Origin of the sequence: Capilliphycus salinus ALCB114379 (assembly GCF_047276495.1) — a bacterium.
In the GTDB taxonomy this organism is placed as follows: domain Bacteria; phylum Cyanobacteriota; class Cyanobacteriia; order Cyanobacteriales; family Microcoleaceae; genus Capilliphycus; species Capilliphycus salinus.
Genome location: NZ_CP178543.1, coordinates 6,707,501 through 6,732,956 on the forward strand (window position 1 = coordinate 6,707,501; position 25,456 = coordinate 6,732,956).

The 25,456-nt window shown below is 43.7% G+C and carries 22 protein-coding genes, 2 tRNA genes and 2 rRNA genes (1 of these 26 only partly in view); 14 read left to right on the forward strand and 12 right to left on the reverse strand.

Features of this window, described 5'->3' with window-relative positions:
• The 4 genes from ACL6C3_RS27065 to ACL6C3_RS27080 form a co-directional block, all read right to left on the reverse strand.
• A 23S ribosomal RNA gene (locus ACL6C3_RS27065) occupies positions 1-553 on the reverse strand; it reaches 2,327 nt to the left of the window's first position.
• A gap of 185 nt (positions 554-738) precedes the next feature.
• Positions 739-811 (reverse strand) — tRNA-Ala (locus ACL6C3_RS27070).
• Between the two features lie 24 nt (positions 812-835).
• Positions 836-909 (reverse strand) — tRNA-Ile (locus ACL6C3_RS27075).
• Between the two features lie 118 nt (positions 910-1,027).
• Positions 1,028-2,516: ribosomal RNA gene (locus ACL6C3_RS27080) — 16S ribosomal RNA — on the reverse strand.
• The 16S and 23S rRNA genes sit together here with 2 tRNA genes alongside, the layout of an rRNA operon.
• Positions 2,517-3,130: 614 nt before the next feature.
• Here ACL6C3_RS27080 and ACL6C3_RS27085 point away from each other — a divergent pair.
• Complete coding sequence (locus ACL6C3_RS27085; protein ID WP_413162816.1) at positions 3,131-4,981, forward strand: caspase family protein; 1,851 nt, start codon at positions 3,131-3,133, stop codon at positions 4,979-4,981.
• A gap of 437 nt (positions 4,982-5,418) precedes the next feature.
• Positions 5,419-7,686, forward strand: a complete 2,268-nt coding sequence (locus tag ACL6C3_RS27090; protein WP_413162818.1) for a glycosyltransferase — start codon at positions 5,419-5,421, stop codon at positions 7,684-7,686.
• A 38-nt stretch (positions 7,687-7,724) separates the two neighbouring features.
• On the opposite strand, the gene ACL6C3_RS27095 is transcribed toward ACL6C3_RS27090, so the two are convergent.
• Positions 7,725-9,359, reverse strand: a complete 1,635-nt coding sequence (locus tag ACL6C3_RS27095) for an HD domain-containing protein (protein WP_413162819.1) — start codon at positions 9,357-9,359, stop codon at positions 7,725-7,727.
• Between the two features lie 302 nt (positions 9,360-9,661).
• On the opposite strand from ACL6C3_RS27095, the gene ACL6C3_RS27100 reads away from it, so the two are divergent.
• The gene (locus ACL6C3_RS27100) at positions 9,662-10,546 is read left to right on the forward strand and encodes a 4-hydroxybenzoate solanesyltransferase (protein ID WP_413162820.1); all 885 of its coding nucleotides are present in this window, start codon (positions 9,662-9,664) and stop codon (positions 10,544-10,546) included.
• Between the two features lie 17 nt (positions 10,547-10,563).
• Here the strand turns inward: ACL6C3_RS27100 and ACL6C3_RS27105 are convergent, their stop codons facing one another.
• Positions 10,564-11,610, reverse strand: coding sequence for a DUF389 domain-containing protein (locus tag ACL6C3_RS27105; RefSeq protein WP_413162822.1), 1,047 nt, complete (start codon positions 11,608-11,610; stop codon positions 10,564-10,566).
• Between the two features lie 101 nt (positions 11,611-11,711).
• Here ACL6C3_RS27105 and ACL6C3_RS27110 point away from each other — a divergent pair, with 101 nt between their 5' ends.
• The 3 genes from ACL6C3_RS27110 to ACL6C3_RS27120 all read left to right on the forward strand — a co-directional run bounded on the left by ACL6C3_RS27110 (position 11,712) and on the right by ACL6C3_RS27120 (position 14,060).
• On the forward strand, positions 11,712-12,194 hold the full coding sequence (locus ACL6C3_RS27110; protein ID WP_413162824.1) for a TIGR00725 family protein: 483 nt from the start codon (positions 11,712-11,714) through the stop codon (positions 12,192-12,194).
• Between the two features lie 162 nt (positions 12,195-12,356).
• Positions 12,357-13,250 (forward strand): class I SAM-dependent methyltransferase, encoded by an 894-nt coding sequence (locus ACL6C3_RS27115; protein WP_413162826.1) that lies wholly within the window; start codon positions 12,357-12,359, stop codon positions 13,248-13,250.
• A 102-nt stretch (positions 13,251-13,352) separates the two neighbouring features.
• The gene (locus ACL6C3_RS27120) at positions 13,353-14,060 is read left to right on the forward strand and encodes an HAD family hydrolase (protein ID WP_413162828.1); all 708 of its coding nucleotides are present in this window, start codon (positions 13,353-13,355) and stop codon (positions 14,058-14,060) included.
• Between the two features lie 204 nt (positions 14,061-14,264).
• Here the strand turns inward: ACL6C3_RS27120 and ACL6C3_RS27125 are convergent, their stop codons facing one another.
• The 5 genes from ACL6C3_RS27125 to ACL6C3_RS27145 form a co-directional block, all read right to left on the reverse strand.
• Positions 14,265-15,155 (reverse strand): HEAT repeat domain-containing protein, encoded by an 891-nt coding sequence (locus ACL6C3_RS27125; protein WP_413162830.1) that lies wholly within the window; start codon positions 15,153-15,155, stop codon positions 14,265-14,267.
• A gap of 49 nt (positions 15,156-15,204) precedes the next feature.
• Positions 15,205-15,444 carry a hypothetical protein gene (locus tag ACL6C3_RS27130; protein WP_413162832.1) on the reverse strand — a complete coding sequence of 80 codons (240 nt, stop codon included), beginning with the start codon at positions 15,442-15,444 and terminating at the stop codon, positions 15,205-15,207.
• Between the two features lie 126 nt (positions 15,445-15,570).
• A complete protein-coding gene (locus ACL6C3_RS27135; RefSeq protein WP_413162833.1) occupies positions 15,571-16,182 on the reverse strand; it encodes a HEAT repeat domain-containing protein in 612 nt (203 codons plus the stop codon).
• Positions 16,183-16,332: 150 nt separating this feature from the next.
• The gene (locus ACL6C3_RS27140; RefSeq protein ID WP_413162834.1) at positions 16,333-16,827 is read right to left on the reverse strand and encodes a bleomycin hydrolase; all 495 of its coding nucleotides are present in this window, start codon (positions 16,825-16,827) and stop codon (positions 16,333-16,335) included.
• Between the two features lie 54 nt (positions 16,828-16,881).
• A complete protein-coding gene (locus ACL6C3_RS27145) occupies positions 16,882-17,436 on the reverse strand; it encodes a bleomycin hydrolase (protein ID WP_413162836.1) in 555 nt (184 codons plus the stop codon).
• A gap of 617 nt (positions 17,437-18,053) precedes the next feature.
• Here ACL6C3_RS27145 and ACL6C3_RS27150 point away from each other — a divergent pair.
• The 8 genes from ACL6C3_RS27150 to ACL6C3_RS27185 all read left to right on the forward strand — a co-directional run bounded on the left by ACL6C3_RS27150 (position 18,054) and on the right by ACL6C3_RS27185 (position 24,794).
• A complete protein-coding gene (locus ACL6C3_RS27150; protein ID WP_413162838.1) occupies positions 18,054-18,788 on the forward strand; it encodes a 15,16-dihydrobiliverdin:ferredoxin oxidoreductase in 735 nt (244 codons plus the stop codon).
• A gap of 39 nt (positions 18,789-18,827) precedes the next feature.
• A complete protein-coding gene (locus tag ACL6C3_RS27155; RefSeq protein WP_413162840.1) occupies positions 18,828-19,571 on the forward strand; it encodes a phycoerythrobilin:ferredoxin oxidoreductase in 744 nt (247 codons plus the stop codon).
• Between the two features lie 10 nt (positions 19,572-19,581).
• Complete coding sequence (locus ACL6C3_RS27160; RefSeq protein WP_413162841.1) at positions 19,582-20,850, forward strand: HEAT repeat domain-containing protein; 1,269 nt, start codon at positions 19,582-19,584, stop codon at positions 20,848-20,850.
• A 464-nt stretch (positions 20,851-21,314) separates the two neighbouring features.
• Positions 21,315-22,190, forward strand: coding sequence for a phycobilisome rod-core linker polypeptide (locus ACL6C3_RS27165; protein ID WP_413162843.1), 876 nt, complete (start codon positions 21,315-21,317; stop codon positions 22,188-22,190).
• A 219-nt stretch (positions 22,191-22,409) separates the two neighbouring features.
• Positions 22,410-23,159 (forward strand): phycobilisome rod-core linker polypeptide, encoded by a 750-nt coding sequence (locus tag ACL6C3_RS27170; protein WP_413162845.1) that lies wholly within the window; start codon positions 22,410-22,412, stop codon positions 23,157-23,159.
• 119 nt (positions 23,160-23,278) lie between these two features.
• Complete coding sequence (locus tag ACL6C3_RS27175) at positions 23,279-23,806, forward strand: phycobiliprotein lyase (protein ID WP_413162847.1); 528 nt, start codon at positions 23,279-23,281, stop codon at positions 23,804-23,806.
• Between the two features lie 14 nt (positions 23,807-23,820).
• Positions 23,821-24,432, forward strand: coding sequence for a chromophore lyase CpcT/CpeT (locus ACL6C3_RS27180; protein ID WP_413162849.1), 612 nt, complete (start codon positions 23,821-23,823; stop codon positions 24,430-24,432).
• A 56-nt stretch (positions 24,433-24,488) separates the two neighbouring features.
• The gene (locus tag ACL6C3_RS27185) at positions 24,489-24,794 is read left to right on the forward strand and encodes a CpeR family transcriptional regulator (RefSeq protein WP_413162850.1); all 306 of its coding nucleotides are present in this window, start codon (positions 24,489-24,491) and stop codon (positions 24,792-24,794) included.
• A gap of 23 nt (positions 24,795-24,817) precedes the next feature.
• Here the strand turns inward: ACL6C3_RS27185 and ACL6C3_RS27190 are convergent, their stop codons facing one another.
• Positions 24,818-25,417 (reverse strand): phycobiliprotein lyase, encoded by a 600-nt coding sequence (locus tag ACL6C3_RS27190; protein ID WP_413162851.1) that lies wholly within the window; start codon positions 25,415-25,417, stop codon positions 24,818-24,820.
• Positions 25,418-25,456 lie beyond the last annotated feature (39 nt).

The window sequence follows — 25,456 nt, forward strand, 5'->3', positions numbered from 1 at the left end:
ACTGCTTGTAAGCTAACGGTTTCAGGTTCTATTTCACTCCCCTCCCGGGGTTCTTTTCACCTTTCCCTCACGGTACTGGTTCTCTATCGGTCACACAGGAGTATTTAGCCTTACCTCGTGGTCGAGGCAGATTCACACGGACTTTCACGGGCTCCGTGCTACTCGGGATTCAGCTCAGTTGCTTCGATTTTCAACTACAGGACTTTCACCTTCTCTGGTGCAGTTTTCAACTGCTTCGTTTAACTTCCGCAATCCTTTGATGCTGTCCCACTACCCCTTCTGTATTTACAGAAGGTTTAGGCTGTTTCCCTTTCGCTCACCACTACTTAGGAAATCGCTTTTGCTTTCTTTTCCTCCAGCTACTAAGATGTTTCAGTTCGCTGGGTTCGCTCTCACTCGCCTATGGATTCAGCGAGTAGTTTCTAGGTTGCCCTATTCGGAGACCTCCGGCTCAATGCTTGCTTCCAGCTCCCCGGAGTGTTTCGTCGGTCGCCACGTCCTTCTTCGCCTCTGTGTGCCTAGGGATCCACCGTTAGCTCTTTGTAGCTTGACCACTTTTTAATGTCGTCTGTTACGGTTCTACCTTTTTTCCTGATTCTCTATGCAGTTTTCTAGGTTCTGGCTGAACTTTCGTCCAGCATCCTAACGTCATTTCTAACTTTTAGGTGCTGTACAGTTTTGATGATTCTCTACTCGATTTTTAAGCTTTGAACTCTCTAAATTTCAACTTCTAGAGAGTGGAGGTAAGCGGACTCGAACCGCTGACTTCTGCCGTGCAAAGGCAGCGCTCTACCAACTGAGCTATACCCCCATCTTACTCTGAATAAGTAGTAGGTGGGCTATCCTGGACTTGAACCAGGGACCTCACCCTTATCAGGGGTGCGCTCTAACCACCTGAGCTAATAGCCCTTATCCGAACCAAGAGTTTGAAAGCCTGTTTAATGCTGTTGTCCTTGACCGACCTAGGATGACCTTAGCGAACCTGAATCGTTTTTGGGTTGGCTCGACTAAAGTTAGGTCTCCCTAAAAAGGAGGTGATCCAGCCACACCTTCCGGTACGGCTACCTTGTTACGACTTCACCCCAGTCATCAGCCCTGCCTTCGGCACCCTCCTCCGCGAACGGTTAGAGTAATGACTTCGGGCATGGCTAACTTCCATGGTGTGACGGGCGGTGTGTACAAGGCCCGGGAACGGATTCACCGCAGTATGCTGACCTGCGATTACTAGCGATTCCTCCTTCATGCAGGCGAGTTGCAGCCTGCAATCTGAACTGAGGCAAGGTTTTCGGGATTAGCTCCTCCTCGCGAAGTGGCTGCCCTCTGTCCTTACCATTGTAGTACGTGTGTAGCCCAGGACGTAAGGGGCATGATGACTTGACGTCATCCCCACCTTCCTCCGGTTTGTCACCGGCAGTCTCCCTAGAGTGCCCAACTTAATGATGGCAACTAAGAACGAGGGTTGCGCTCGTTGCGGGACTTAACCCAACATCTCACGACACGAGCTGACGACAGCCATGCACCACCTGTGTTCCGGCTCCCGAAGGCACCTCCGAGTTTCCCCAGAGTTCCGGACATGTCAAGCCCTGGTAAGGTTCTTCGCGTTGCATCGAATTAAACCACATACTCCACCGCTTGTGCGGGCCCCCGTCAATTCCTTTGAGTTTCACACTTGCGTGCGTACTCCCCAGGCGGGAAACTTAACGCGTTAGCTACGGCACTGCCTGGGTCGATACAGGCAACACCTAGTTTCCATCGTTTACAGCTAGGACTACTGGGGTATCTAATCCCATTCGCTCCCCTAGCTTTCGTCCCTCAGTGTCAGTTGCGGCCCAGCAGAGCGCTTTCGCCACCGGTGTTCTTCCCGATCTCTACGCATTTCACCGCTACACCGGGAATTCCCTCTGCCCCTACCGCACTCCAGCTCTTCAGTTTCCACTGCCTTTCAGGAGTTGAGCTCCCGTCTTTGACAGCAGACTTGAAGGGCCACCTACGAACGCTTTACGCCCAATCATTCCGGATAACGCTTGCCTCCTCCGTATTACCGCGGCTGCTGGCACGGAGTTAGCCGAGGCTGATTCCTCAGGTACCGTCACTTTCTTCTTCCCTGAGAAAAGGGGTTTACAACCCAAAGGCTTTCCTCCCCCACGCGGTCTTGCTCCGTCAGGCTTTCGCCCATTGCGGAAAATTCCCCACTGCTGCCTCCCGTAGGAGTCTGGGCCGTGTCTCAGTCCCAGTGTGGCTGATCATCCTCTCAGACCAGCTACTGATCGTCGCCTTGGTAAGCCTTTACCTCACCAACTAGCTAATCAGACGCGAGCTCATCTCTAGGCGATAAATCTTTGACCTTCCGGCTCATCCGGGATTAGCAGAAGTTTCCCTCTGTTGTCCCCGTCCTAGAGGCAGATTCTCACGCGTTACTCACCCGTCCGCCACTAACTCCGAAGAGTCCGTTCGACTTGCATGTGTTAAGCAGACCGCCAGCGTTCATCCTGAGCCAGGATCAAACTCTCCGTGTTGATTTCACCACTGAGTTGAGTCCGCTTTTCCATTACAATCTTAGTAATGACTTGCGCTTCCTCTTCTGGCTAGTATCTTTGATTTGTTACGATTCGATAACTCTTGGTTTCCCAAGACTCTCAAAAGAATTTCTTCAAGGACCTGTGCTTAGGCTTTCAAACTCTTATGTTTTCTAGGTTCGGGCGCTTTCGATGTCGTTTCCGTTTCTCGAGCGCATTTACTAATGTAGCGGACTCTTCTGGGATTGTCAACACTTTTTGGAAAATTTTTTTGGATTTCTTTTTTAGAGGCGGCTTTTGTGGGACTGAAATCAAGATAAAGAGGGGGTTTAAGCGATTTTGTAATTCGGGGAAAAATTAGAGATTAATCTCTTTTCCCCTAACGGTGGCCCAACAATAGAGAATCGGCGGCCCGATCCTGAAAAGACATCCTCCGATCTTTTGGGTCAACTCTTGTGTGACCTTCTCCCTGGGTCCAACAGTCCTAACACTTAAGAACAGCTACTCCAAACCCAGACCCGATATTTATATATATGAAGTTGGTGAGAGAGTCCCGCCATTGAGTGTGTTATCGTTTTTTGAGAGATTCAGACCTATACGTGAAGGTGTCAGTGATGAAACATCACGCTTGCATCGCAATCGGAATTAACCAGTATCAGTATCTACAACCCCTCAGCTACGCCCAAAAAGACGCAGAAGCTCTACATCGCTTCTTAGTAGACCGAGGGGGATTTTCACCAGACAAAAGCTTATTAATCAGCGACACCTCACCGGAAGTGTGGGGAATTGGGACTTATCCCAATCGCGATAACCTCCAGCATTGGATCGAAGCTATCTGTAAAGAACAACTGCACTCGGGCGATCAACTCTGGTGTTTCTTTAGCGGCTATGGTCTAACCCATGAAGGCCAAGATTACCTAATGCCCATTGACGGCAACCCTGCAAATCTAGAAGCCACAGCAATACCCCTAAAGCAGATCTTCGAGACACTTAAAGAAGCTCCCACATCAGAACTACTGGTTCTGCTCGATATCAACCGCAGTCAAGGCGCACGAGCCGGAAGTACAGTCGGAGCCGCGACCATGGAACTAGCCAATCAAATGGCAATACCCACCCTACTCTCCTGTCAGCCCGATCAAGTCTCTCGGGAAACCTCCGCTTTACGTCACGGATTTTTTACCGCAGCAATTTTGGAAGGACTCAACTCAGGACAATGCAAAACCATTCAACAGTTGTGTCATTACCTGAGTAACTACTTACCCCAACTCACCGATCAACACCTGCGACCCAAACAAAACCCAGTCTTCGTACTCAATCCCGCAGGTAACATCGATCAAACCCTACTCCCCGATCAACTTCCTGCCACTGCCACGATCGCCAGTCATAATGGAAGAAATCTGGTTAATTCAGTTGTAGATGAAAAAAACAATGGCACCGGTCCGAAAACCCCCAATACCCGAGTCAACTTTCCGTTAAGATTTGGTAGCAATCACACCAATCACACCAATCAAAAGTCTTCCGAGAAACCGACTCCAACGACAAGCACTCATTCATCTACTGACTCAACCCCAACTCAGATCGACCCCCCGGCTCAAAAAAATTCTACAAAAGAACCTATGTCGGACAGATCGTTTTTCCAACAACTTCTTCTCTGGAGTGGAGCCACCGCCCTCTTATTACTACTCGGTGTGTTCTATACCAATAAATCTATCTTTCTGGGTCAAAACACAACCGAAGCTATATCAACCACTCCCACAGAATTAGTCGAAGACTCATCAACCCCCGGCTCAACATCAGCGCCCTCGACCTCAGCCAACGATAGCGCCAACCCACAGCCCAACTATCAAACCGTTCTAGAACGTTCCAAAGCCTCTTTACAAAGTGCTTCTGCATCTAGCTTTAGCAATGCCATCGGTTTAGCCAGTCAAATTCCCCAACGAGATCCTCTTTATCCGGCAGCCCAAGAGAATATAGAACGTTGGAGCCAAACCATTTTAGATATCGCTGAGGGACGAGCAGAAGCGGGCAATTTTTCCGATGCCATTGCTGCTGCTAAACTTATACCTCAGACGAACCGCAAAATTTATGAACGGGCGCAAGTTGATCTCAAACAATGGCAACAAAAGCAACAAGAAATTGATCAGAGTTTTGCACCGGTGAAAGCTGCACAAGCGGCAATTAAACCCGGACAAGCTTCGTCTTATAATCAGGGGATTACCCAGTTGCGTAAAATCAAGCCAGAAGAACCCAGTTATCAGCAAGCTCAACAATTAATTACTCAATGGAGCGCTGAGATTTTGAATATTGCTCAATCTCGCGCTCAAAACAAACAGTTGAATAGTGCGATCCAAGCGGCTCAGTTAGTTCCTCAGGGGACACCTTCTTATAATGCGGCTCGAAAAGCGATCGCCAACTGGCAAACTCAACTTAAGACTAACAACAACAATAACAACAATAACAATTGATCATTGTTGACGGGGATAGGTTAATATCCACACATCGGAATAAATAAGAAAAAATATAGTATTGAGCGGGTTGATTGTTATCAAAGATTGATCGGATAGCAATCTAGAAAAATGAGGGGGAAAAAATGGGGTAGGCTGTGCCTATCCTATTTATTTGTGAACCGAGAGTCAAACTTTCAGTTAACTCTCCGTTTCAACTTGCGAATTTTTCACAAATATGAAGTTTAATTTTTAGTGTTGAAGGCGATTAATTCCTCGCCCATACTGACTTCTAGGGTTTACACAGTATTTTCATAGACATTTCTCATTCAATTTTCAGAAAAATGTTAAATAATGTAACAGAGGAATCAATCAAGTAACTTTTTTTGAAATTTTAGTCACGGTCTGATTAGATTCCTCTCTCAATCAATACAGCAAAATTCAGGAGTTTTCTGGGTATGACATCTGGCTATAATTACCAACGCTTGAGACTTGCTTTATGGCGTTTTAGTCGTCCTCACACAGCTACATTCGTCTTACTGGGTATTCTCGGCTTATTTGCTGCGATCGCCGGAGGATGGGTTTTAGGAGAACAAACCCTTAGCGAATTTTTTGCTTACATTCATCTGGCACAACAGAATCCTCCCATTTGGATACAACCCCCTGAAATTTCCCAAGAATATCTCTTGTTACCGACGATTGTATTAGTAACAACCGCTTTTGCGGCGATCAAAATCTCTCGTAAACCTAAATTATGGTCGCGGACAATTATTATAGCAATTGTCTTGGCTTTAATGATTCGCTATATTTTATGGCGATCGCTATCAAGCTTAAATTTAAGCGATCCGGTTAGTGGAACATTGAGTTTGGGATTACTCTTTTTAGAAGTTTTAATCTGGATTTCCGGCGGAATTCGACTCTGGTTGGTGTTAAGAATGAAAGATCGGACTCGGCAAGCCAATCAAATGGAAATCAATGTTGAGAAAGGAAAATTTACCCCTACAGTTGACATATTGATTCCAACCTACCAGGAACCTACCTTTATTTTAAAACGAACAATCATCGGCTGTCAAGCTCTAGACTATCCCAACAAAAAGGTTTATTTACTCGATGATAGTCGGCGTTTAGAGGTCAAAAAACTGGCTCAAGAATTAGGATGCGAGTATATAACTCGACCCGATAATCTTCATGCTAAAGCGGGCAACTTAAACCACGCACTCCCGCTAACAAACGGCGAACTGATTGTCATTTTTGATGCAGATTTTATTCCAACCCGTAACTTTTTAACTCGAACTGTTGGTTTTTTTCAAGAGGAAACAGTCGCTCTAGTTCAAACCCCCCAAACCTTTTACAACCCCGATCCAATTGCTAAAAACCTGGGTTTAGAAAAGATTTTAACCCCTGATGAAGAAGCATTTTATCGACATATTGAGTTACTGAAAGACGGAATTTACAGTACAGTTTGTGCGGGGACATCATTTGTAGTGAGGCGGAAAGCTCTCGAAAAAATAGGCGGATTTGTAACAGAATCCATGTGTGAAGATTATTTTACCGGAATTCGTTTGTCCGCCGAAGGTTATCAGTTAATTTATTTAAGAGAAAAACTCAGTTCGGGTTTGGCAGCCGAAGATACAACGAACTATTTTGTACAACGAGAACGATGGGGACGGGGAACTTTACAAGCCTTCTTTATCAATTCTAATCCTCTGACAATTCGCGGTTTAAAACTCTCTCAAAGGTTGGGGCATTTAGAAGGATTAATCCATTGGTTAAGTGTTTGGGCTTATCCCTATTTCTTGTTCATGCCCTTAGCTTTTGCTTTTTTCGGGATTCTTCCGGTGCAAGCAACAGCAGAAGAATGGCTGTATTTCTTTTTACCTTACTATTGGGTTCAAGTCGTTGTTTTTAGATGGCTAAATGAACGAAGTAGTTCGGTTGTTATTGCAGAAATTTATAAAACGGTTCTCTGTTTTCCTTTATCTGTCAGTATGTTTCTCGCCATGCTTAATCCATTTAAGCAGAAATTTCAAGTCACTGAAAAAGGACTTTCAAGCCGGCGATATTCATTCAATTGGAGTCTGGGGTGGCCGTTAATTGTGCTATTTATTGCTACATTAATCGGACTTTTAAGAATTTTAGGAGTTTGGGGAACAGTACCCCTAACTCCTGAACTTGCTGAACTTACTGAAGGTTTCAACTTGGGTTTAATCTGGAGTTTGTACAATTTATTGAGTATTGGAGTCGCAATTTTAGCTTTAATTGATGCTCCCAAATCAGAACATGATGATGGGTTTGAACTGCAAAAAATTGTGCGTTTAAAACTTGGCAATCAAACCCTTTGGGGAATCACAACCAAAATCTCTGAAGTGGGAGCAAAAATTCAGCTAACGCAAAAATTCAACAGCCAAACTCAAGGCGAAAATCGGCTAATTTCCCATGAACCTTTACCCGTTGAGTTAGACATGGTTGACGAAGAATTAACGCTAACGGGAGAAATTACCAATTACACGTTAGTCGATTCATTTCCGACTTTAGAAGTGAAATTTCAACCCGTTACCCTTTCCCAACATCGAAAGTTAGTTACAATGTTGTTTTGTTGTCCGGGTCAATGGAAAGAACGGGAAACACCCGGAGAAATTTACTCATTATTCCTGATTTTCAAGACATTTATCAATCCTCCAATTTTGCAACATTGCTATAGAAAACTAGCAAAATTGACAAAATAAAGGCGATAAAATCCCTAATTAACCCGGTCAAACTTTAATCACGAAACAACAGCTACCGATTCTAAAGATGCAATGACTTTTAACTTGTACTGGGATTCAAAAGCTTCTTTTTTGAAATCCAAACTCCATAACTCCAAAGCACAATCATCTTTAGGATCGGCAGGTTTTAGCTTTAAATGAAATTCCTGTGATTCCCAATGACACTGACAGCTAACCCGAGCAACGGCACCGATTTGACGCCGATCCAAAGCCACCGCAAACCTCAATAAAGGACTCAACTGATCGACAATTAAACGGTGAACTTTCGGAAGATTCTGATAATTTTCGTGTTTTTTCTTCGGCGAACTTTTGCGATGATAACGGGCTAAATTCGCTATCGTTTCAATTTCAGTTTCGGTATATCCGAGAAGTTCACCGTGCCGAATTAAATAATAAGAATGCTTGTGGTGAGCCGAATGACTAATATACAAACCGCAGTTATGTAAAATTCCAGCCGCCCATAACAATTCCCGTTCTTCTGGACCCCAATCGTGAAGAATAGATTTAGTTTGGTCAAATAAATTTAAAGCAAAAGCAGCAACTCGTTCACCATGATCCAAATTAACTTGATATTTTTGAGCAATTTTGAGGATACTTCGCTGACGAATTGAACTCCCATAACGCAAACGATCTTCAATTAACCCGTGAGTTAACATCCAATCAACAATTACCCCTTCTCGCAGACTCCGTTCACAAACGGTTAAAGAATCAATATTCAGCAGTGTCATTGCTTCTTGTAAAATCAAAGCACCTGCTAAAATAATCTCGGCTCGTTTATCGGAAATCCCCGGAATTGCTAACCGTTCAGAATAAGACATTTTCCGAAAACGATTTACCAAATCCTGTAAATCACTCAATGTCAACTCATAACCGGTTAAAGGAGTGGGTTCTGTTCCCAATTTTTCCCGCGCATGAATAACGGCTAAAGTTTCAATCGTTCCCGATGTTCCCACCAAACGAATCGGTTCTTTATTGCTCAGAGTAGACGCCAGTTCATCAACGGTGCGTTCCAACATTCCGCGAATATAAGCTTGTAAATATAGAAACTCATTGCGACTAATTGGATCGCTTTTAACATACTCTTGAGTCAGACGAACCGCCCCCACTTTTGTACTGCTCAAAAACGTCGGTTCTCGACCTTCTCCTAAAATTAACTCGGTCGAACCGCCCCCGATATCAATAATAACATGAGGCTGATTATTAAACTCCATTGCGGATAAAACACCCAAATAAATCCGCCGAGCTTCTTCTTGACCCGAAATCAAACTAATTTCTAAATTTAATTCATCGGAAACTTGCTTGATAAAATCTCGACCGTTGGGCGCTTCTCGAACCGCACTGGTGGCGACGGCAACAATTTGTTCGGCATTGTACGTTTTAGCAATTTCTTGAAACCGACGCAAACAGATAATTCCCCGTTCCATCACCTCGGGCTTTAAGCGACCTTTGGGGCCACAATCTCCAAGCCGAACCATTTCTTTATCTCGCGCAATAATCGTAAAACTCGGCAATGTCGGATCGATTTTTACAATCACCATGTGAAAGGAATTGGTACCCAGATCGATAGCCGCGAGAATTCGATCTTTACTGTTAGATACAGAAGAAATTTTAGCTGAAGAAACTGAATTCACCATGAAACTTAAATTTGAGCGTTCATTATAACGATCATCTCATACGATCGAGCCGGATGACTGTCCGGTTTTTTTGATCGAGAGACATTCTGACTCAAATCTACCAGAATTTTCCAGAAAATACAGCATTTTAATTCGGCACTGAGGAACTTAATTTCAACTGAAATCCTCAGAGATTGGATCTGGACACCTGAAAACAGTCAACCCATCGCCATCAAAACTCAATTGCTGATTATCGATGACAGCCTAACGCAGAAACTATAGAATAAAAGCTGAAAACTCAGTGCAAATTCCAACTTCTTGAGATGGTGATTCAATCGGAACCTCAACCGCAATCAACTTTAATTGAGATTATTCGATTATTGAGATGGGATAAACCCGCAGGACGGTTAATTTTAATGATTCCTGCACTTTGGGCGGTGTTTTTAGCCTCTCACGCCACACCCCCGACGCTTTTAGTTTTGGTGATTGTGTTTGGAAGTGTTGCCACCAGCGCCGCCGGATGCGTGGTTAACGATCTCTGGGATCGCGATATTGACCCCGAAGTTGAACGGACTCGCAGTCGTCCCCTGGCTTCCCGTGCGTTAACGGTCAAAACCGGTATTGTTGTTGCTTTTGTTGCCTTTGCTTGTGCGGCTGGATTGGCTTTTTATCTCAATTCTTTGAGTTTTTGGCTGTGCGTCGCTGCCGTCCCCGTAATCATTTGTTATCCCCTCGCCAAGCGCTTTTTTCCGGTTCCCCAATTGGTTTTATCTATTGCTTGGGGTTTTGCAGTTTTAATTAGTTGGACGGCTGCGGTGGCGCGTTTAGAACCTGCTACTTGGTTACTTTGGGGCGCGACGGTGGTGTGGACTTTGGGCTTTGATACGGTTTATGCGATGAGCGATCGCGAAGATGACAAACGCATGGGAGTTAATTCTAGTGCGTTATTTTTTGGAGATCAAGCGGCTAATGCTGTCGGGATTTTCTTCTTAGCAACGGTGGGTTTATTGGCTGCATTGGGAATTGAGATGAAATTACATTGGGAATATGGGCTGAGTTTGGCGATCGCTTTTGTATTTTGGTTTCAACACTATCGTCAATTAAAACAACCCGAAATTCCCAAACCCGTCTACGGTGAAATTTTTCGTCAGAATGTTTGGGTGGGTTTTATTTTGTTGGCGGGAATGATCTCGGGAACTTTATTTTAGGAAGAAACAACCCCCTTTTAACGCCAGAATTTCTTTTTTTTCAGATCGATTGGCTGGATTGGTGAGTTGATTTTCTTCTTGCTCATTGATTTTTTATCGAGTTCGGGTAACTCCGTTGGCAGTTGTTCGGCTTTGACTTCTGTAATTGAGTCTAACAGTACAATGAGTTCAAAATTTCGCCCCATTCTTTCCTCTAGAAATTCTTGAACTAAACGGACTTGTTTGGGAGTAATCGGATCTTTTGAGCGAACTTTTAGATAAACCGACACGGGCTGTCTTGTCCAAATCATGTCAGTATCGAGTAATTCCACTCGCTGACCGGTGAGTGTATTTCGGGTAAAAATTCGGGTAAGATTATATTCAACTTGACCTTGAATAATCAACCGAATTAAACTCAACCCCAAGGGGAAAAATAACAATCCAGTTAGTAAAATCGCCCAACCCAAAGCAATATTAACTCGGGTATACCCTGCCATGATAAACACAATCATACAGGCCAGGGTAATCCCCAAAAGGTTGGTAAAATACAATAAAAAAGCACCGTAACTCTGACTCCAAAGTCCTTGAGACAGGGTTAAACCAACGGCACACAAAGGAGGCATTAAAGCAACAGCAATAGCCGTCCCCGCGACTGCATCGCTAATTCCTTGTCTAACTTTTGAAAAACCGCTCAATCCGCCCGCAACAATTGCTACACCCAAGTCAATTAATGTCGGTTGAGTCCGGGCGATCACCTCGGTTCCAAAAAGTTGAAAACCCGTTAAACGTCCTAACAACATCGATAAACTAAGGGCGACTAAAGTCGCAGCAACTAAGGAGGTAAAACTGCGGCGAAATAACTCCGGATCGCCTTCTAAAGCCCCAAAAGCTAAACCTCGAAGCGGTAACATTAAAGGAGCAACTAACATCGCCCCAATAATCACCGCCGCACTGTTACTCAGCAACCCAAAGGTGGCAATTAAACAGGAGGTAACAACCAAAACCATGAAGTTAAAATTCAGTTCGGAGTCTGCCATTAAATCTTGGCGCATTTGAATAATGGCAGGGGCAGAGATTTTCATCATATGCTGAGGGATAAAAAGGATAAAAACAGGATAGCATTTCTGAGATTTTTTACAAAAATTTCAACAAAAATTAAGGTTTAAGCTTAACGTTTTAACTTAAAATGAAAAAAACAATCATCGGTGTAATGGGGCCAGGTGAAACGGCGACTTCTGTTGATTTAGAAAATGCTTATCAACTCGGTCAATTAATTGCTAAACAGGGATGGATTTTGTTAACCGGCGGGCGAAATATTGGCGTGATGGAAGCGGCAAGTCAGGGGGCAAAATCCGCCGAGGGTTTAACGTTGGGAATTTTACCCGGTGCCACGTCCTTGGGAATGTCTGAAGCCGTTGATATTGCCATTTTTACCAACTTAGGCAACGCTCGAAACATAATTAATGTTCTATCTAGCGATGTAATTATCGCCTGCGGAATGGGTGCGGGAACAGCTTCAGAAATTGCTTTGGGAATTAAACAACAGAAAACGGTTATTCTGCTGAATAATAATCTAGAAAGCCAAGTTTTTTTTAAAAGTCTATCTCCCGATCGCGTTTATATAGTAGAAACCCCGACTGAAGCAATTGAAACCGTTATTTATTGCTGATCTTAGCACCCAACTCCGCAGCAAGCATCCGCAGCAAAAACGGATTGATTCTCCGACAGACTTAAAAATTTCAGCCCTCCGACAACCGCCGCGATCGCGAATGATCGGTTAACTTAAATAATAAAACCCAATAGCAGTTAGCGTAACTTCCAACCCATTCCTATGTCCGTTCGTAAAGATACAATTTTCCAACAGTTTCTCGCCCCCCTGTTTGAGAACTTTCTCATCGATGGAGAAGCCCTCAAACAATTTAAACAAAGCATCAATTGGGAAAAAGAAAGCGATCGCCTCACCAACCCCAGTGTAACCTATCCCGACTATTACCAAAGTCAAAATTTTCACGGGATAAAAGGCGGATATCTCAACCCAGAAGCGCCCGTTTCCTACGACCCCATCACCCAACACGTTTTACCCCCCAACGAAACAATTGTTCGCCAAGGATTAATCGATAGAATACGAGTTAAACCCCGACGAATTTTAGACTTGGGATGCGGTACGGGTTCAACAACATTACTCTTAAAAAAAGCCTTTCCCAACGCCGAAGCGATCGCCGTAGACTTATCTCCCTATATGTTAGTCGCGGCGGAACTCAAAGCCAAAAAAGCCGGATTAGACATTCAGTTTCGCCACAGCAACGCCGAAGCGACCGGTTTCCCCGATCAGTCTTTCGATCTGGTCACTGCGTCTCTATTGTTCCACGAAACCCCCCCAGAAGTCGCCCAAACCATCCTCAACGAAAGTTTTCGTCTGCTGCGGGTGGGGGGAGAAGTTATCGTTTTGGATGGAAACCAGAAGGCGTTACGACAGACCGAATGGTTGACAGAAATCTTTGAGGAGCCTTACATTAAAGCCTATGCTGCCGCCAGTGTCGATAAATGGATGACCAAAGCCGGATTTGCTGAAGTCCAAACCGATGATTGGTGGTGGGTTCATCAAATTAGCCGGGGAATTAAACCCATTGTTAAAAATACCTCAACATCTGCGAGTTCTCAGACTCGGGTAAGTTACAATAACCCCACAAATGATCATTCTGCGGGACTACCCGCACCGGCTTAACTCCAGAGGGCGAATCATTTTTTGGTGAGAAATTGAGGAGTTTTTCCCCTTTTCTCACTTCGACTCTCAGAAGGTTTGAATGTCTAGATTTTGTGTTATTGTATGACTCTCAAAGCAGTTCTGTTTGACTTCAACGGTATAATTATTAATGATGAACCCCTTCACGAGCGACTCATTCAACAGTTGCTTATTGAAGAAAACTTACGGACTAAACCCGAAGAATTTCGAGAATTCTGTTTGGGACGTAGCGATCGCGCTTGTTTGAGAGACTTGCTCACCCATCGGGGTAGAATGGTGACAGATGAGTATCTCGAAAGGCTAATTGTTCGCAAAAGTCAAGCCTATTGTCAACAGATGGAAGCTTTAGAAGAATTACCCGTTTATCCGGGAGTTCAAGAGTTTGTTTCCCAAATTCACGCCGCCGAGTTTAAAATAGCAGTTGTTAGCGGAGCGGTGCGACCGGAAATTGAATTAATATTAAATCGGATTAATATTGCCGAATATTTTTCTGTAATTGTCGCCGGAGATGAAATTACCACCAGCAAACCCGATCCCGAAGGTTATTTATTAGCGGTTGAACGACTTAATCAAAAATATCCTCAATTGAATTTACATCCCTGTGAATGTTTGGCGATCGAGGATACATATCCCGGAATACAAGCCGCCCAAAATGCTAAAATTCCGGTTGTTGGTGTGGCTCATACCTATCCCTTGCATATGCTTCAACGTTTGGCGAATTGGGCTGTCGATCGCTTTTCTGATTTAGAATTAGAGCGAGTTCAACAAAGTTATGAGTTAGAAGTTGCTTAATTCCAATAAATTTAGAAGCGGCTATTTCGGGTTAATCCGGATGATGAATGTAAAATTATAAATTCAAAAAAAGGGAAAAAATTATGAATGATCAGTGATAAAAATGGGTTTATTCTTAGAGAACAAAGCTCTCTGTCCTCTAAGAATTAATCTTTTTTAGAATTCATAATTGATCAGTCATCATTCATCATTTTGTGATAACTTTTACAGTCGTTCCAGTTGATTAACAGCCAGTTGCATCACCGGTTGAAGATCCCCTTCCGACTCTTGAGCGAGGGCAGATTTCAACGGTTCTAAAGCAGTTTTATCGTTGATTTTCATTAAAGCTAAAGCCGCTGACTTTCGGGTTTGAGCGCTAGAATGTTGGAGTAAATCAATAAGCTGAGGAACAGCAGGTTGATAAGCTAAATTTCCCAAAACCGCAGCCGCTTCACTGCGAACATCTTCAGCCGAATCATCCAAAGCTTGTAAAAGAATTTGAAAAGACTGTTCTTCGGGTTCGTTAGCAACAATATTGGCAATTGCTCCCACGACAGCAGCCCGAACCTCATCGGAGTCGGAAGAGAAGGCTTGATACAAAGACTCTTTGGCTTCTACTCCCATAAAAGCCAACGCCCAAGCTGCGTGTCCTTTAATACTTTCTGAATGGTCGGGTGTTTGTAGAATTTCTAATAAACAAGGAATGGCCGGTTTTCCTATTCTCGCTAATGCTCCGACCGCCGATCCCTGAACGACGGTATCTTGATCGTTGAGCAGTGCGTGAACCAAGCCAGCAATTGCACTGGGATCGGCAATTAACGTTAAAGTTTTAGCACAAGCTCGACGAACAACGGGGTTGGGATGATCGGCTAAACCCTCCAATAAAACCGGAGTAGCAGGTTTACCAATCATTTCACCGAAGGTTTCCGCGATCGCCAACCGAGTCATACCCCGAGAATCGGAAAAACTGTTAACCATTTGTCTCATTAACTCTAGGTTATTGAAATCAAAGGTTTGGGCTTGGAGTTGCTCGCGAACCTCTTGAATGAGAGTATCCGTTTTTTGTTGAGCCACAGCAACGAGATCGTCTGTCAAGTCAGTTGTAGAGTGAGACATATTATTCATCTGAAAATTATTCATCTGAACATCAGCAGTTCAATCCGAACTAAGTATTAGGATTTAAACTCGCTTGACGCTGCCGCAATTGTTCCAAAACAGAATCAATTTTAGCAAGTTCGGGTTCGAGTCGAGCCATCGTTGCGGTTTGAGAAATTTTAGCTCGCTTTGCCGTTTCTAAAGTTTCGTTGAGGAGACGTTCACGATACTGTTGGTATTCTTCGAGCAACTCGGCAATGTCTTGAGCCGAGATAGTTTCGTTATTTTGGGGTTCGGATGCTTCAGTCATCTGTTTGATTTTTGAGGTTTACAAGTTAGCTTTTATCTTCTCAAATCAAGTGGACTGATGTAAATAGGTATTCCCCCAACTTCTAGCGGCTTGCGCTAACATTAAATTTGGCAGTTAGATTGGCGATTACTCGCGAGCTTGATATTGACTCATCAGATCAAATCGAGACACTGCACTGGTTGCCGATTCGCGCACGTAGGCATCCACCGATTCATCTTGAGCGATCTGATTGAGGATTTCACCGGCTCGCGGATCATTAATCGAACTAATCGCATTCACAACAGCAATTGCCAGAGCGGGGTTATCTGTCGTTTGCACCGCTGCAATTAAAGTATCGAGAGCCGGTACACCGATTTCGCCGAGCGCCATTGCTGTGGCAATATTCACCACCGGGTTAGGATCGTGAAGAACCGTTGCGAGCGCCTGTAGACCTTCTTCTGGAAAGGGGGTATCGGGATGATTAAAAGCCACCTGAGCCAGAGCCTTGACACAACTGGCGCGAATGGTCATATCCTCACTCTTGAGCAGGACACCGACGACAGGGGAAACCGAATCAATGCCAATCACTCCGAGCGCTTTGACGGCGGAGCGGCGATAGTTGACATCGGGTTCTCCCAAGATATCCAGTAAGCGGGGAATCGTCTGTTCATCGCGCACCTCTGCCAATTCTAACATCGCTCGTTCTCGCAGTCGGGGGTTAGGATGCTTTAGCTGTTCAAACAGTGAATCAGTAGCCATGAGGAAATATTTTAACCAGAGAAGTTCTGGAGTTTAGCAGGAACTAAGGGACTCTAAGTTGATTACTTAACGGGGTTAAGGCAAAGCAATCAACCCAGAATCCCCGATCACTACTCTAAAACCGAAATGAACTCAAGTTAATCCCACAGATTAGGACAAGGAGTTGATCACATAATCGAGCAGAGCATTGTACTCAACCAAAGCTTGAGCAGACATATCGCGAGGAGCGCAACCCCGGTTGCGAGCAAAGGTTAAAGCGGCAACATAGGGAGCGGTGGGCAGGTTCAGAGCGCGATAAACTTCACGCTGACCGGCAATACCCCACTCATCGAGAGGACCGGTACCACCAACAACTAAGCAGTAGTTGATTAAGCGCATATAGTGCTTGATGTCACGCAGACACTTCTGCTTGTAGGTATCGGTGGAGTTGGCTTCACCTTCGTTGTTCAGGTAAGGATACTTTTTGATGCAAGCATCGTAAGCTTCTTGAGCAACGGAATCGAGGTTAGACGCGAGTTTTTCAGCAGCTTCCATCCGAGCGGCCGCACGTTGTAAGCTACCTTGTACGGATTCTAAGTCAGATGTGGTGGGGAAACGTCCCGCTGCATCCGCAGCAGAAACAACTGTAGTAACAACTGATTTCATCTTTGTTTTCTCCAGGTTAGATTAAATCGAATATCAAAAATTGGGCTTGAGCAATTAGCTCAGAGCGGCAATTACACGGTCAAAATAGCTTGCGGCTTCAGCAGTGATCGCAGAGCAATCTCCTTGAATCATCTCCATTTTCTTGTAGCGACCGCCAGCTTGACCCGGAGTATTGGTACCATTGATATGAGCCAAAGAAGCAGCTTTCATAATCTGAACGGCACGAACGGCAGAGGTTGCGGGTACGCCCAGAGCAGTATAGGTTTCTTTTAAGCCGTTTAAGCAGCGATCGTCGAGAACCGAAGCATCACCGGCTAACAAAGCATAGGTGATGTAGCGCAGAACGATTTCACCATCACGCAAACAAGCCGCCATGCGACGGTTCGGGTAGCAGTTACCACCCGCTTGGATCAAACCTGTGTTCTCACAGATCATTCCAGCAATCGCATCAGAAACGATACAGCTTGCATTGCTAGAAACTGCGTTCACAGCGTCGAGACGCTTGTTTCCTTCACTAACAAACTTTTTGAGTTGCTCCAGTGAGCTACCGCCAATGCAGGAAGTGCTAGCATCTGCCGTTACTACGGCTCTTGAAAAAGCGTCAAGCATTTCGCTCTCCTTAGTAAAAAATTGACAAAAATAAAACTAAAGTCTTAGCTCTAGCCAGAGTCTTAACTGACTGTGCCTCAAGATAGAGGGGTTTGATTCTTCTTGTCTCGATTCTTGGAAAGAAAGTTACATTTCGTAATTTTTTAGTCTGACTTTTTCCTTCTTGGGATCGGGTCGAGAATGACTAAAAGCGTTAATTCAAAAAGGTTTCATCGGGTATTGTCTCCCCAATACCCCACAGAACTGTATAACATTCTCCTCTCCCCTGGGTTGGCCGTTGGATGAGACCCAACCGGATCTTCCCAAAGATTTTTTAAGATTTCTTAATATATCTTTACAAATTATTCATTTTTATTCGGACGGTCGATGCAGTCCAGGAACTCGCGAAAATTGGCCCGAACATTGAACGGATCGTCGCAGCCAGAGGCTTTGTTAACCAAAACTCTAGCGATCGGCCGTTCCATCATCGACTCCTCTACCGCCTGAATAGTCAAACTGACCGGAAGCAAAATGAGGCGTTATATTAAGTTTTGTTACTTTCTGGAGAAAAGATGAGACAGAGGCGATTGCTCTCCTCTATTGTAAAACAATCATCATTACTCATTTAATATTTTATTATGTTTCAACCCTTTCAAGTCTTTTTGGAACAGGAAATTTTTAAGCATTTTGACTTGCAAAGTAGTCCCATTCCTCCCGGCTTAGAGATGAAAGTCAGTGAGAAAGGGAAAAATCCAGCCACGATTAGAAGCTGGTGTTATCAGTGTTCAGAACTCCGTAAAATTCGCTATACCTACATCGATGGGGGAGAAACCTCTCAAATTTTCAACAGCGTTATTTATCCGAGCCATTGTTACGACCTCCCGCTATTAGGAATAGATTTCTTAGCCTTTGGAAAAAAGAAAATTTTAGTGGTATTAGATTTTCAACCCTTATTTCAAGACCAAGCTTATTTAAACAAATATATTGAACCGATGCGTCCCCTTCGCAACAAGTACAAGAACCTGGCGCAGAACCTAGAAATGAAATATTATGATTCCAATCAATACTTTTCCAAAAATATCCTCTTTGCCAAAACCGACATCGACACAGTTGTCACCCAATTATTTCCGGCGTATCAAGAATATATTAACTTATATTTTAAACTCTTAAAAGAAGCCCAACCTTTGACCGATCCCGAAGATATTCAGCGGATCGTTAAAGCCCAAAAAGACTACGATCAATACAGCGCCGATCGCGATCCGGCGTCCGGTCTATTTAGCAGTTATTTTGGGCATGAATGGGCCGAACGTTTCCTCTATGAATTCCTGTTTGAAGATGCTGTTTCTTTAGCGGTTCCGGCGGTCGAACGGTAAGATTTCCCCCAAGCTCAATCAGTAAATGTCAAACTTAAAATGACTCTCTATCAACCCTTTTTAGACTACGCTCTCCAACTGCTCACAGAGCAGCTAGAACTCCAGCCTTACCCAATTCCAGAAGGATTTGAACGGAAAGAAGGGGTGATGGGAAAAGGAAAAAAACAAGACGCTGTTGTGACCACGAGCTATGGGTTTAAAAGCAAGAAATTGAGACAAATTCGAGCCGCCCACGTTCAAGGGGGTGACTCACTTCAAGTCCTCAACTTCGTAATTTTTCCCGAATTAAGCTATGATTTACCCTTTTTTGGGGCTGACCTCGTAACCTTACCGGGAGGACATTTAATCGCCCTTGATATGCAGCCGTTATTTCACGATGCAGCCTATCAACAAAAATATACAGAACCCCTGTTATCAACCTTCAAAACCTATCAAACCCATTTACCTTGGGGAGGAGATTTTCCCGAAGAAGCTAAACCGTTCTTTTCCCCCTGCTTTTTATGGACTCGACCTCAAGAAACGGAAGACGTAAAAACCCACGTCTTTGCAGCGTTTAAAGACTACCTTCACGCCTATTTAAAATTTGTCGCCCAAGCCGAACCCATCCCAGCCGAACAACAACGGCAACAAATCCTCAACGCCCATCGATGCTATATTAAGTATCGGGCCGAAAAAGACCCGGCACGGGGAATGTTTACCCGTTTATATGGTTCAGAATGGACGGAAGAATATATTCACGGGTTTCTGTTTGATTTAGAAAGAAAATTAGTTGAAGTGAGTTAGAAGTAAATGAATGGATAGGCGTTTTTTTAATCTGTTTAACTTGACGGAAGAACAGGCAATTGCTCTGTTAAAAACACCCTCAGAACAATTAGAAGATCCTTCAGAACGTTATGTAGCAGCCGCTCAGTTGGCTTACTTTTCCACTGAATCTTCCGTCAATGCGCTGATCGAAGTTGCCCAAGAACAAGACACCGATCTGTATAATCGAATTACCCGACGCAAAGCATTAGAAAGTTTAGGGCGACTGAAAGCAACTCAAGCGCTTCCGGTGATTTCTTCTTGCTTGTCGGATGAGGATTGTTACACCGTAGAAAATGCGGTGTGGGCGGTTGGTGAAATCGGTATTCCCGATGATAAAATCTTAGCAGAAATTACCCAGTTACTCAACAAACCCAATCAAAATTATCGGGTGATTATTCAAACTTTGGGTAAGCTAAACTATCAACCGGCAGTTCCATCGATTGAGCAATTTTTTCAGGCAGAAAATCCCAATATTGCCAGCGTAGCGATCGCCACAGTTGCTCGATTAAATAAAGATTATCGGGCGATCAATCAAGTGGTTGAATTCCTCCAACATTCCAATGTAGAAACCCGGCGGGGCTGCATTCAAGATTTAATCGATGCTCAATATTACCCCGCCATTCCAAATATTGCTCAATGTCCGGTTTCTTTAGTCTTTCGTTTGCGAGGAATTCGCCTGTTAGCCCAATCGGGATTTTTGGAACAAAAAATTACCTTTGCAGAGGTTGAACCCCATCTTGATCGAGTCATCAACGACCATCCCAATGATTTAGAACTCGTCCATGAATACGACCAAAAGCCAAGTTTAGACTTTTTAATTCAAGAACTATACAATACCGACTTTGGACGGTGTTATTTGGGCAGCAAAACCCTTTTAGAATGCTATCCGGATGAAGCTGCATCGGCCTTATTAAAAACCTATGATGAACAAGCTCATAAAGATTACGGCGCTCATTATCATGTGATTAAACTGTTAGGTTGGTTGAACTATGCTCCCGCTTATGATTTAATAGTAGAAGCACTCTATAATTTAGCCCCTCAGTTTCAAAAATCGCGGGTAGCTGCGGTGATAGCCTTAGGTCAACTCGGCGATCAACGGGCGATTCCTCTGATTCAAGAAACCTTACAAACCCATATTTTTGAGTTAAAATATGCGGGTTTAATGGCTTTAGAAAAGTTGGGTGATTTCAGCCGGAGAGAAATTCTGGCTAAGGATTCAGATTGGTTAATTCGGGCTAAAACCGGTTGCCAAACTTGATAGACATAAAAGATCAAATCTGACCGGCTTTGTGTCGTTAAGAATACTTGTTCCAATCTGTTTTGAATTTGAGCGCTCTAGACCGGGTAAATTTTGGCGATGAGCGAGGCGACAATGCTTTCAAAAGCGCCGACAGCAAAGGTTCTGAAATCAAAAAATTTTAGAATCAAATCGCTCTGGCCCCGTCTCCCCGATTGACCTGACTCGCGTGGCTGAATTGAGGGAATATTAATTTTATATTTCTTTATATTAAGTGGGTTCAGAAAATTGTATAAATAGACGTATTGAGGAGATTTGTAACTTTTTACAGTCGAATCAAGGTTTCAGGGGCTTTTTGAAAAAAACCTTAGCTCAAAACTCCAGAAATCAAGACTTTATGGAAAACTGCACAACGGGCTGTTGACGGCAACAGCAACTCTTTTTCCAAAAACCTTTCTTGACAATATACTTAAGGAGATTCCCTAATGGCTTTTGGACCTGCGTCTCAGTTAGGCATAGAGCAGTTTGACCAAACTCCTCCTGTTAGAGTGACACCCGGGTGTTCAGCAGTCGAACTAGAAACCATCATTCGTGCTGTGTATCGACAGGTTCTAGGAAATGCTTACGTCATGGAAAGTGAGCGGGCTATAGTACCGGAATCCCAATTTAAGCGAGGAGAACTCAGTGTTCGCGAGTTTGTCCGAGCGGTTGGGAAATCAGCCCTCTACAGCACTCGCTTCTTTGATACCTGTCCCCGCTATCGGTTTATCGAACTCAATTTCAAACATTTTCTCGGTCGTACTCCCAATGGACTAGAGGAAATGAGAATGCACAGCACCATCCTCGATAATGAAGGATTTGCCGCAGAAATCGATTCTTACCTCGATAGCGACGAATATCAAAATAACTACGGCGAGGATATTGTTCCCTACTACCGGGGTTACAAAACTCAACCCGGTCAAACTATGGTTGGCTTTACTCACCTATTTGCCCTCTATCGGGGAGCTTCTAGCAGTGATTTGAAAGGCAGCCTTTCCGGTAAAACTCCCGTTCTCAATAAATACGTCATTCAAGAAACTCCGTTGGCTGTCATTCCGCCCTCTGGAGGAGTACCGGGTGACGGTTGGTCATTTCAAGATACAGCGCGTGGGTCTCGGACTCGACACGGTGCGGGTGCCGGTGATGAAGGTAAGGTCTTCCGTATCGAAGTTACAGGCTATAGCTCCCCCGGTAAAGTGAATCGAGTTTCTAAATACCGTCGCAGCAACAAGGTCTTCCTCGTACCTTATGAAAAGCTGTCTCAAGAATACCAACGGATTCACAAAGAAGGCGGCGTCATCGCCAGTATTACCCCCGTGTAGTTAATCGATTTTCATCAAATATTGGCTGAGAAATTCACTCCTCCCGCCATCCTTTTCGACTGAGGACAAGCCTGGGGAAACTCGCCTAAAAATGAGTTGCAAATTATTTCAATCCACCCATTTTTAGCAAAAAGAAAAGGGAAAACCGGAAGAGTTTACAGCTAAAACCTTTTTTGATGGGAAAGCTTAGTTAATGTTTCATTTTTAAGGAGAACTTTAATGGGCGTTGTATTAGATACACCAATCGAACTTAAAGAAACGAGCAGTGTAGAAATTCGTGAAATTGTGATTCGAGCGGTTTACAAACAAGTTTTGGGAAATCCCCACATCATGGAAAGTGAACGGTTAATCACCGCTGAATCCAAGTTGTGCAATGGGAATTTAACGGTCAGGGAGTTTGTTCGCGCTGTCGCCAAGTCCAATTTTTATCGGAGTCGCTATTTTGAATCTTGCGCTCCTTATCGCTTTATCGAACTCAATTTTAAACACCTTTTAGGTCGCGCTCCTCAAGATCAAAGCGAGATTTCTGAACATATTTATCGCTGTGTTGAGGAAGGCTATGATGCCGAAATTGATTCCTATATTGATAGCGATGAGTATCAACAAAAATTTGGCGACAACATTGTTCCTTATTATCAAGGCGCAACCAGCCAAATCGGACAAAAACAGTTAGGCTACAATCGCACACTCTCTCTCTATCAAGGCTTTGCCGGAGTAGACAGCGCCTTTAAATCTTCTCGTCTCGTGAAAACGGTGGCGGCAAATAAAGGGAACAAAATTGTTTTACCGAAAACAGGCGCTCGGGGGGCCGCGGAAAAAATGTTTAAAATTGTAGCCACAGGCTTCAAATTTGACAGTCCGCGTCGCGTCAGCACCACCGAATATACCGTTTCCGGTGCAAAAATGACCCCTCAAATTCAGCGAATTCAACGTGCTGGTGGCAAGATTGTCAGCATCACCGAAATTTGAATTTAGATGATTAAATCCAATAGAGGCGTGACGGTTTGCGTCTCTATTGGTGTTCGCACGGCTCGGGAATTTTTGAAGAATTAATTTAAAAAAAAAGTCATCTTTAAAACAGTGGATTTATGGATATTGTTGAGTTTGTTGAACGTTCTATAGGTGAATGGCGATCGCAGCGTAGCGTTCATCATTTAGCATTTAGCTATTTTGAAGAAGTTACTTCTACCATTCATATTATTCCGGTCAGCCCCGATGATCCGGAGGTGATTGCTCTCTGTAATTCCTATGAAATTGATCCCCAAACGATTACCCATCCTTTTCGTATGACTTGGGAAGGAGAATCGGATTGGGATGAAAAGGAAAAAGTCGAGGGAAAAACCCTTTTGATTCCCGTTCCTGATGCTGATAATTCCCCTCGGGGAAGGCTGCTACGAGATCAAGGCTATGCAGAAACAATTCCGGCTGTTGCTCACTATCAAATCGGAGAAGATGGGGTTTTTGTACTCCTAACCGAATACGATCGAGCCATGGCAGAGGAAAGAATTTGGTTTGCTTCTGATCATATTCGTTTTCGGGTTTCTATGATTAAAACCAGTAGCGGAACGGGTATAACGACGGCTTCTTTTTCTTCAGAAATTCGTTCTTTAAGTTAAGTTAAACTGAATCAATGGCTGAAAATTTATCTCCAACTCAAGGGACTGACACGCCTTTGATCCTCAAACTGGCTCGGTGGATTGCTGGAGATTTTAGCAATCAAAAACAAGCTTTTGAGAATCCCAAAGATTATGCACATATTCGGGTGTTTTTTCGTCCTTTACCCTTTGATTTTTTCTCGGGAATCGGCTTTTATTCGGAACAGAGTTATGATTACGATCTTTGGACTCCTTACCGCCAGGGAATTCATCGTTTTGTTGGCCAAGATGATCGGGTTTATATCGAAAATTATAGCCTGAAAGATGCTTTTCTCTATGCGGGTTCGGGACATGAACCGGAAATTCTCAAAACTATTAAACCGGATTGTATCGAACGCCGTCACAACTGTTCGATGATTTTTAAGCCGGATGGAGAGCGATTTCTAGGAGGTGTTGAAGGAAAGTGCTGTTTCATCGAAAGAAATGGGATAAAAACCTATTTAGTCAGTGAAGTTGAACTTACAGAAACAACCTTTATCAGTTGGGATAGAGGATTCGATCTCGACACCCACGAACAAGTTTGGGGTTCGGCTAAAGGGCCATTAAAGTTTGAGAAAAGGCAAAGTTTTGCTCACGAACTCAATTAATTCAATCATATTAGAAAAAAAGGGTTATGAATGAATTTAGTTCTGCTTTAACTACTATGCTACCCCCCATAGCAAATAAAAAAATGCAGGCTTGGATTAGGAGTCGTCACCTGATTTGTTCGGGAAACTTTTTTATCTTTGAAAGTTTAGAATATTCAACCATTGAGCGATTTGAGGAGTGTGTTAAAAGCTTGGGTGGCACTTTGATTTCTGTCGAACCTGCCCGACTGATTTGGAGGGGGAATCACCGCCAAGTTGTTCTTTTTCAAGCCAAAGCTAGCCTCAACACACCCCACCATAATCTCAAACAGTATTGGTTCAAATACGGTAGTTTCTACACTCGATTTGACGAAAATTGTTAAAACAGACTCTAATTTTCAAATCGCTAATGACTCGAAGAGGTTCCCACTCTCGCCCGATTTTTTTCAACAAACGCTTCTAACATCCCTTGAGTTAAGCAACGGCGTTCTGAAGAATAACTCATTAAACTCACCCCATTTGCCATCTTAACCGTACTCACTCTCACCCGAAAATCATCCGTTAAAAACCAGCACCGTTCCTGTCCCTGATTTCTTTCATATTCGGTATCAATGGTTAACACTCCGTCATCGGCAAAATGATAAATTCCCACCACTGGAATTCCCTCAACATAACCTCGGTTGCGGAGAAATTTTCCCGTTCTCGGATTGTCAGGATTCGGAACATCAACTAAAATTGCCGCATAATTGGGAGGAGGTTCGTCAGTATCTAAGTTATCTTGCCAAGAAAAACTTGCTCCACCACTCACTAAATTCGGATCGCTATTTTGCTGCTGACAAACTTCAATTACTCTCGGATCATCCTTGGCTAAAACTTTGACAATAAAATTGGATTCTCCCGACTCATTAACAACATCATCAAAATGATGAACCGCCCGTTGCGAGAACCAAACGCCCTCACTTTTGCGAAAGAAATCCATCATGGTCATCGGAACTTTAACTTGCATACATCTCTCCCAATTTTCGGCAATCTTTTTAGCTTTATT

Excerpts from the sequence above, each read along its gene's own strand:
- ACL6C3_RS27085 (WP_413162816.1), top strand. The coding sequence starts at position 3,131 with ATGAAACATCACGCTTGCATCGCAATCGGAATTAACCAGTATCAGTAT.
- ACL6C3_RS27090 (WP_413162818.1), top strand. The coding sequence starts at position 5,419 with ATGACATCTGGCTATAATTACCAACGCTTGAGACTTGCTTTATGGCGT.
- ACL6C3_RS27095 (WP_413162819.1), bottom strand. The coding sequence starts at position 9,359 with ATGGTGAATTCAGTTTCTTCAGCTAAAATTTCTTCTGTATCTAACAGT.
- ACL6C3_RS27100 (WP_413162820.1), top strand. The coding sequence starts at position 9,662 with ATGGTGATTCAATCGGAACCTCAACCGCAATCAACTTTAATTGAGATT.
- ACL6C3_RS27105 (WP_413162822.1), bottom strand. The coding sequence starts at position 11,610 with ATGATGAAAATCTCTGCCCCTGCCATTATTCAAATGCGCCAAGATTTA.
- ACL6C3_RS27110 (WP_413162824.1), top strand. The coding sequence starts at position 11,712 with ATGAAAAAAACAATCATCGGTGTAATGGGGCCAGGTGAAACGGCGACT.
- ACL6C3_RS27115 (WP_413162826.1), top strand. The coding sequence starts at position 12,357 with ATGTCCGTTCGTAAAGATACAATTTTCCAACAGTTTCTCGCCCCCCTG.
- ACL6C3_RS27120 (WP_413162828.1), top strand. The coding sequence starts at position 13,353 with ATGACTCTCAAAGCAGTTCTGTTTGACTTCAACGGTATAATTATTAAT.
- ACL6C3_RS27125 (WP_413162830.1), bottom strand. The coding sequence starts at position 15,155 with ATGTCTCACTCTACAACTGACTTGACAGACGATCTCGTTGCTGTGGCT.
- ACL6C3_RS27130 (WP_413162832.1), bottom strand. The coding sequence starts at position 15,444 with ATGACTGAAGCATCCGAACCCCAAAATAACGAAACTATCTCGGCTCAA.
- ACL6C3_RS27135 (WP_413162833.1), bottom strand. The coding sequence starts at position 16,182 with ATGGCTACTGATTCACTGTTTGAACAGCTAAAGCATCCTAACCCCCGA.
- ACL6C3_RS27140 (WP_413162834.1), bottom strand. The coding sequence starts at position 16,827 with ATGAAATCAGTTGTTACTACAGTTGTTTCTGCTGCGGATGCAGCGGGA.
- ACL6C3_RS27145 (WP_413162836.1), bottom strand. The coding sequence starts at position 17,436 with ATGCTTGACGCTTTTTCAAGAGCCGTAGTAACGGCAGATGCTAGCACT.
- ACL6C3_RS27150 (WP_413162838.1), top strand. The coding sequence starts at position 18,054 with ATGTTTCAACCCTTTCAAGTCTTTTTGGAACAGGAAATTTTTAAGCAT.
- ACL6C3_RS27155 (WP_413162840.1), top strand. The coding sequence starts at position 18,828 with ATGACTCTCTATCAACCCTTTTTAGACTACGCTCTCCAACTGCTCACA.
- ACL6C3_RS27160 (WP_413162841.1), top strand. The coding sequence starts at position 19,582 with ATGGATAGGCGTTTTTTTAATCTGTTTAACTTGACGGAAGAACAGGCA.
- ACL6C3_RS27165 (WP_413162843.1), top strand. The coding sequence starts at position 21,315 with ATGGCTTTTGGACCTGCGTCTCAGTTAGGCATAGAGCAGTTTGACCAA.
- ACL6C3_RS27170 (WP_413162845.1), top strand. The coding sequence starts at position 22,410 with ATGGGCGTTGTATTAGATACACCAATCGAACTTAAAGAAACGAGCAGT.
- ACL6C3_RS27175 (WP_413162847.1), top strand. The coding sequence starts at position 23,279 with ATGGATATTGTTGAGTTTGTTGAACGTTCTATAGGTGAATGGCGATCG.
- ACL6C3_RS27180 (WP_413162849.1), top strand. The coding sequence starts at position 23,821 with ATGGCTGAAAATTTATCTCCAACTCAAGGGACTGACACGCCTTTGATC.
- ACL6C3_RS27185 (WP_413162850.1), top strand. The coding sequence starts at position 24,489 with ATGCTACCCCCCATAGCAAATAAAAAAATGCAGGCTTGGATTAGGAGT.
- ACL6C3_RS27190 (WP_413162851.1), bottom strand. The coding sequence starts at position 25,417 with ATGCAAGTTAAAGTTCCGATGACCATGATGGATTTCTTTCGCAAAAGT.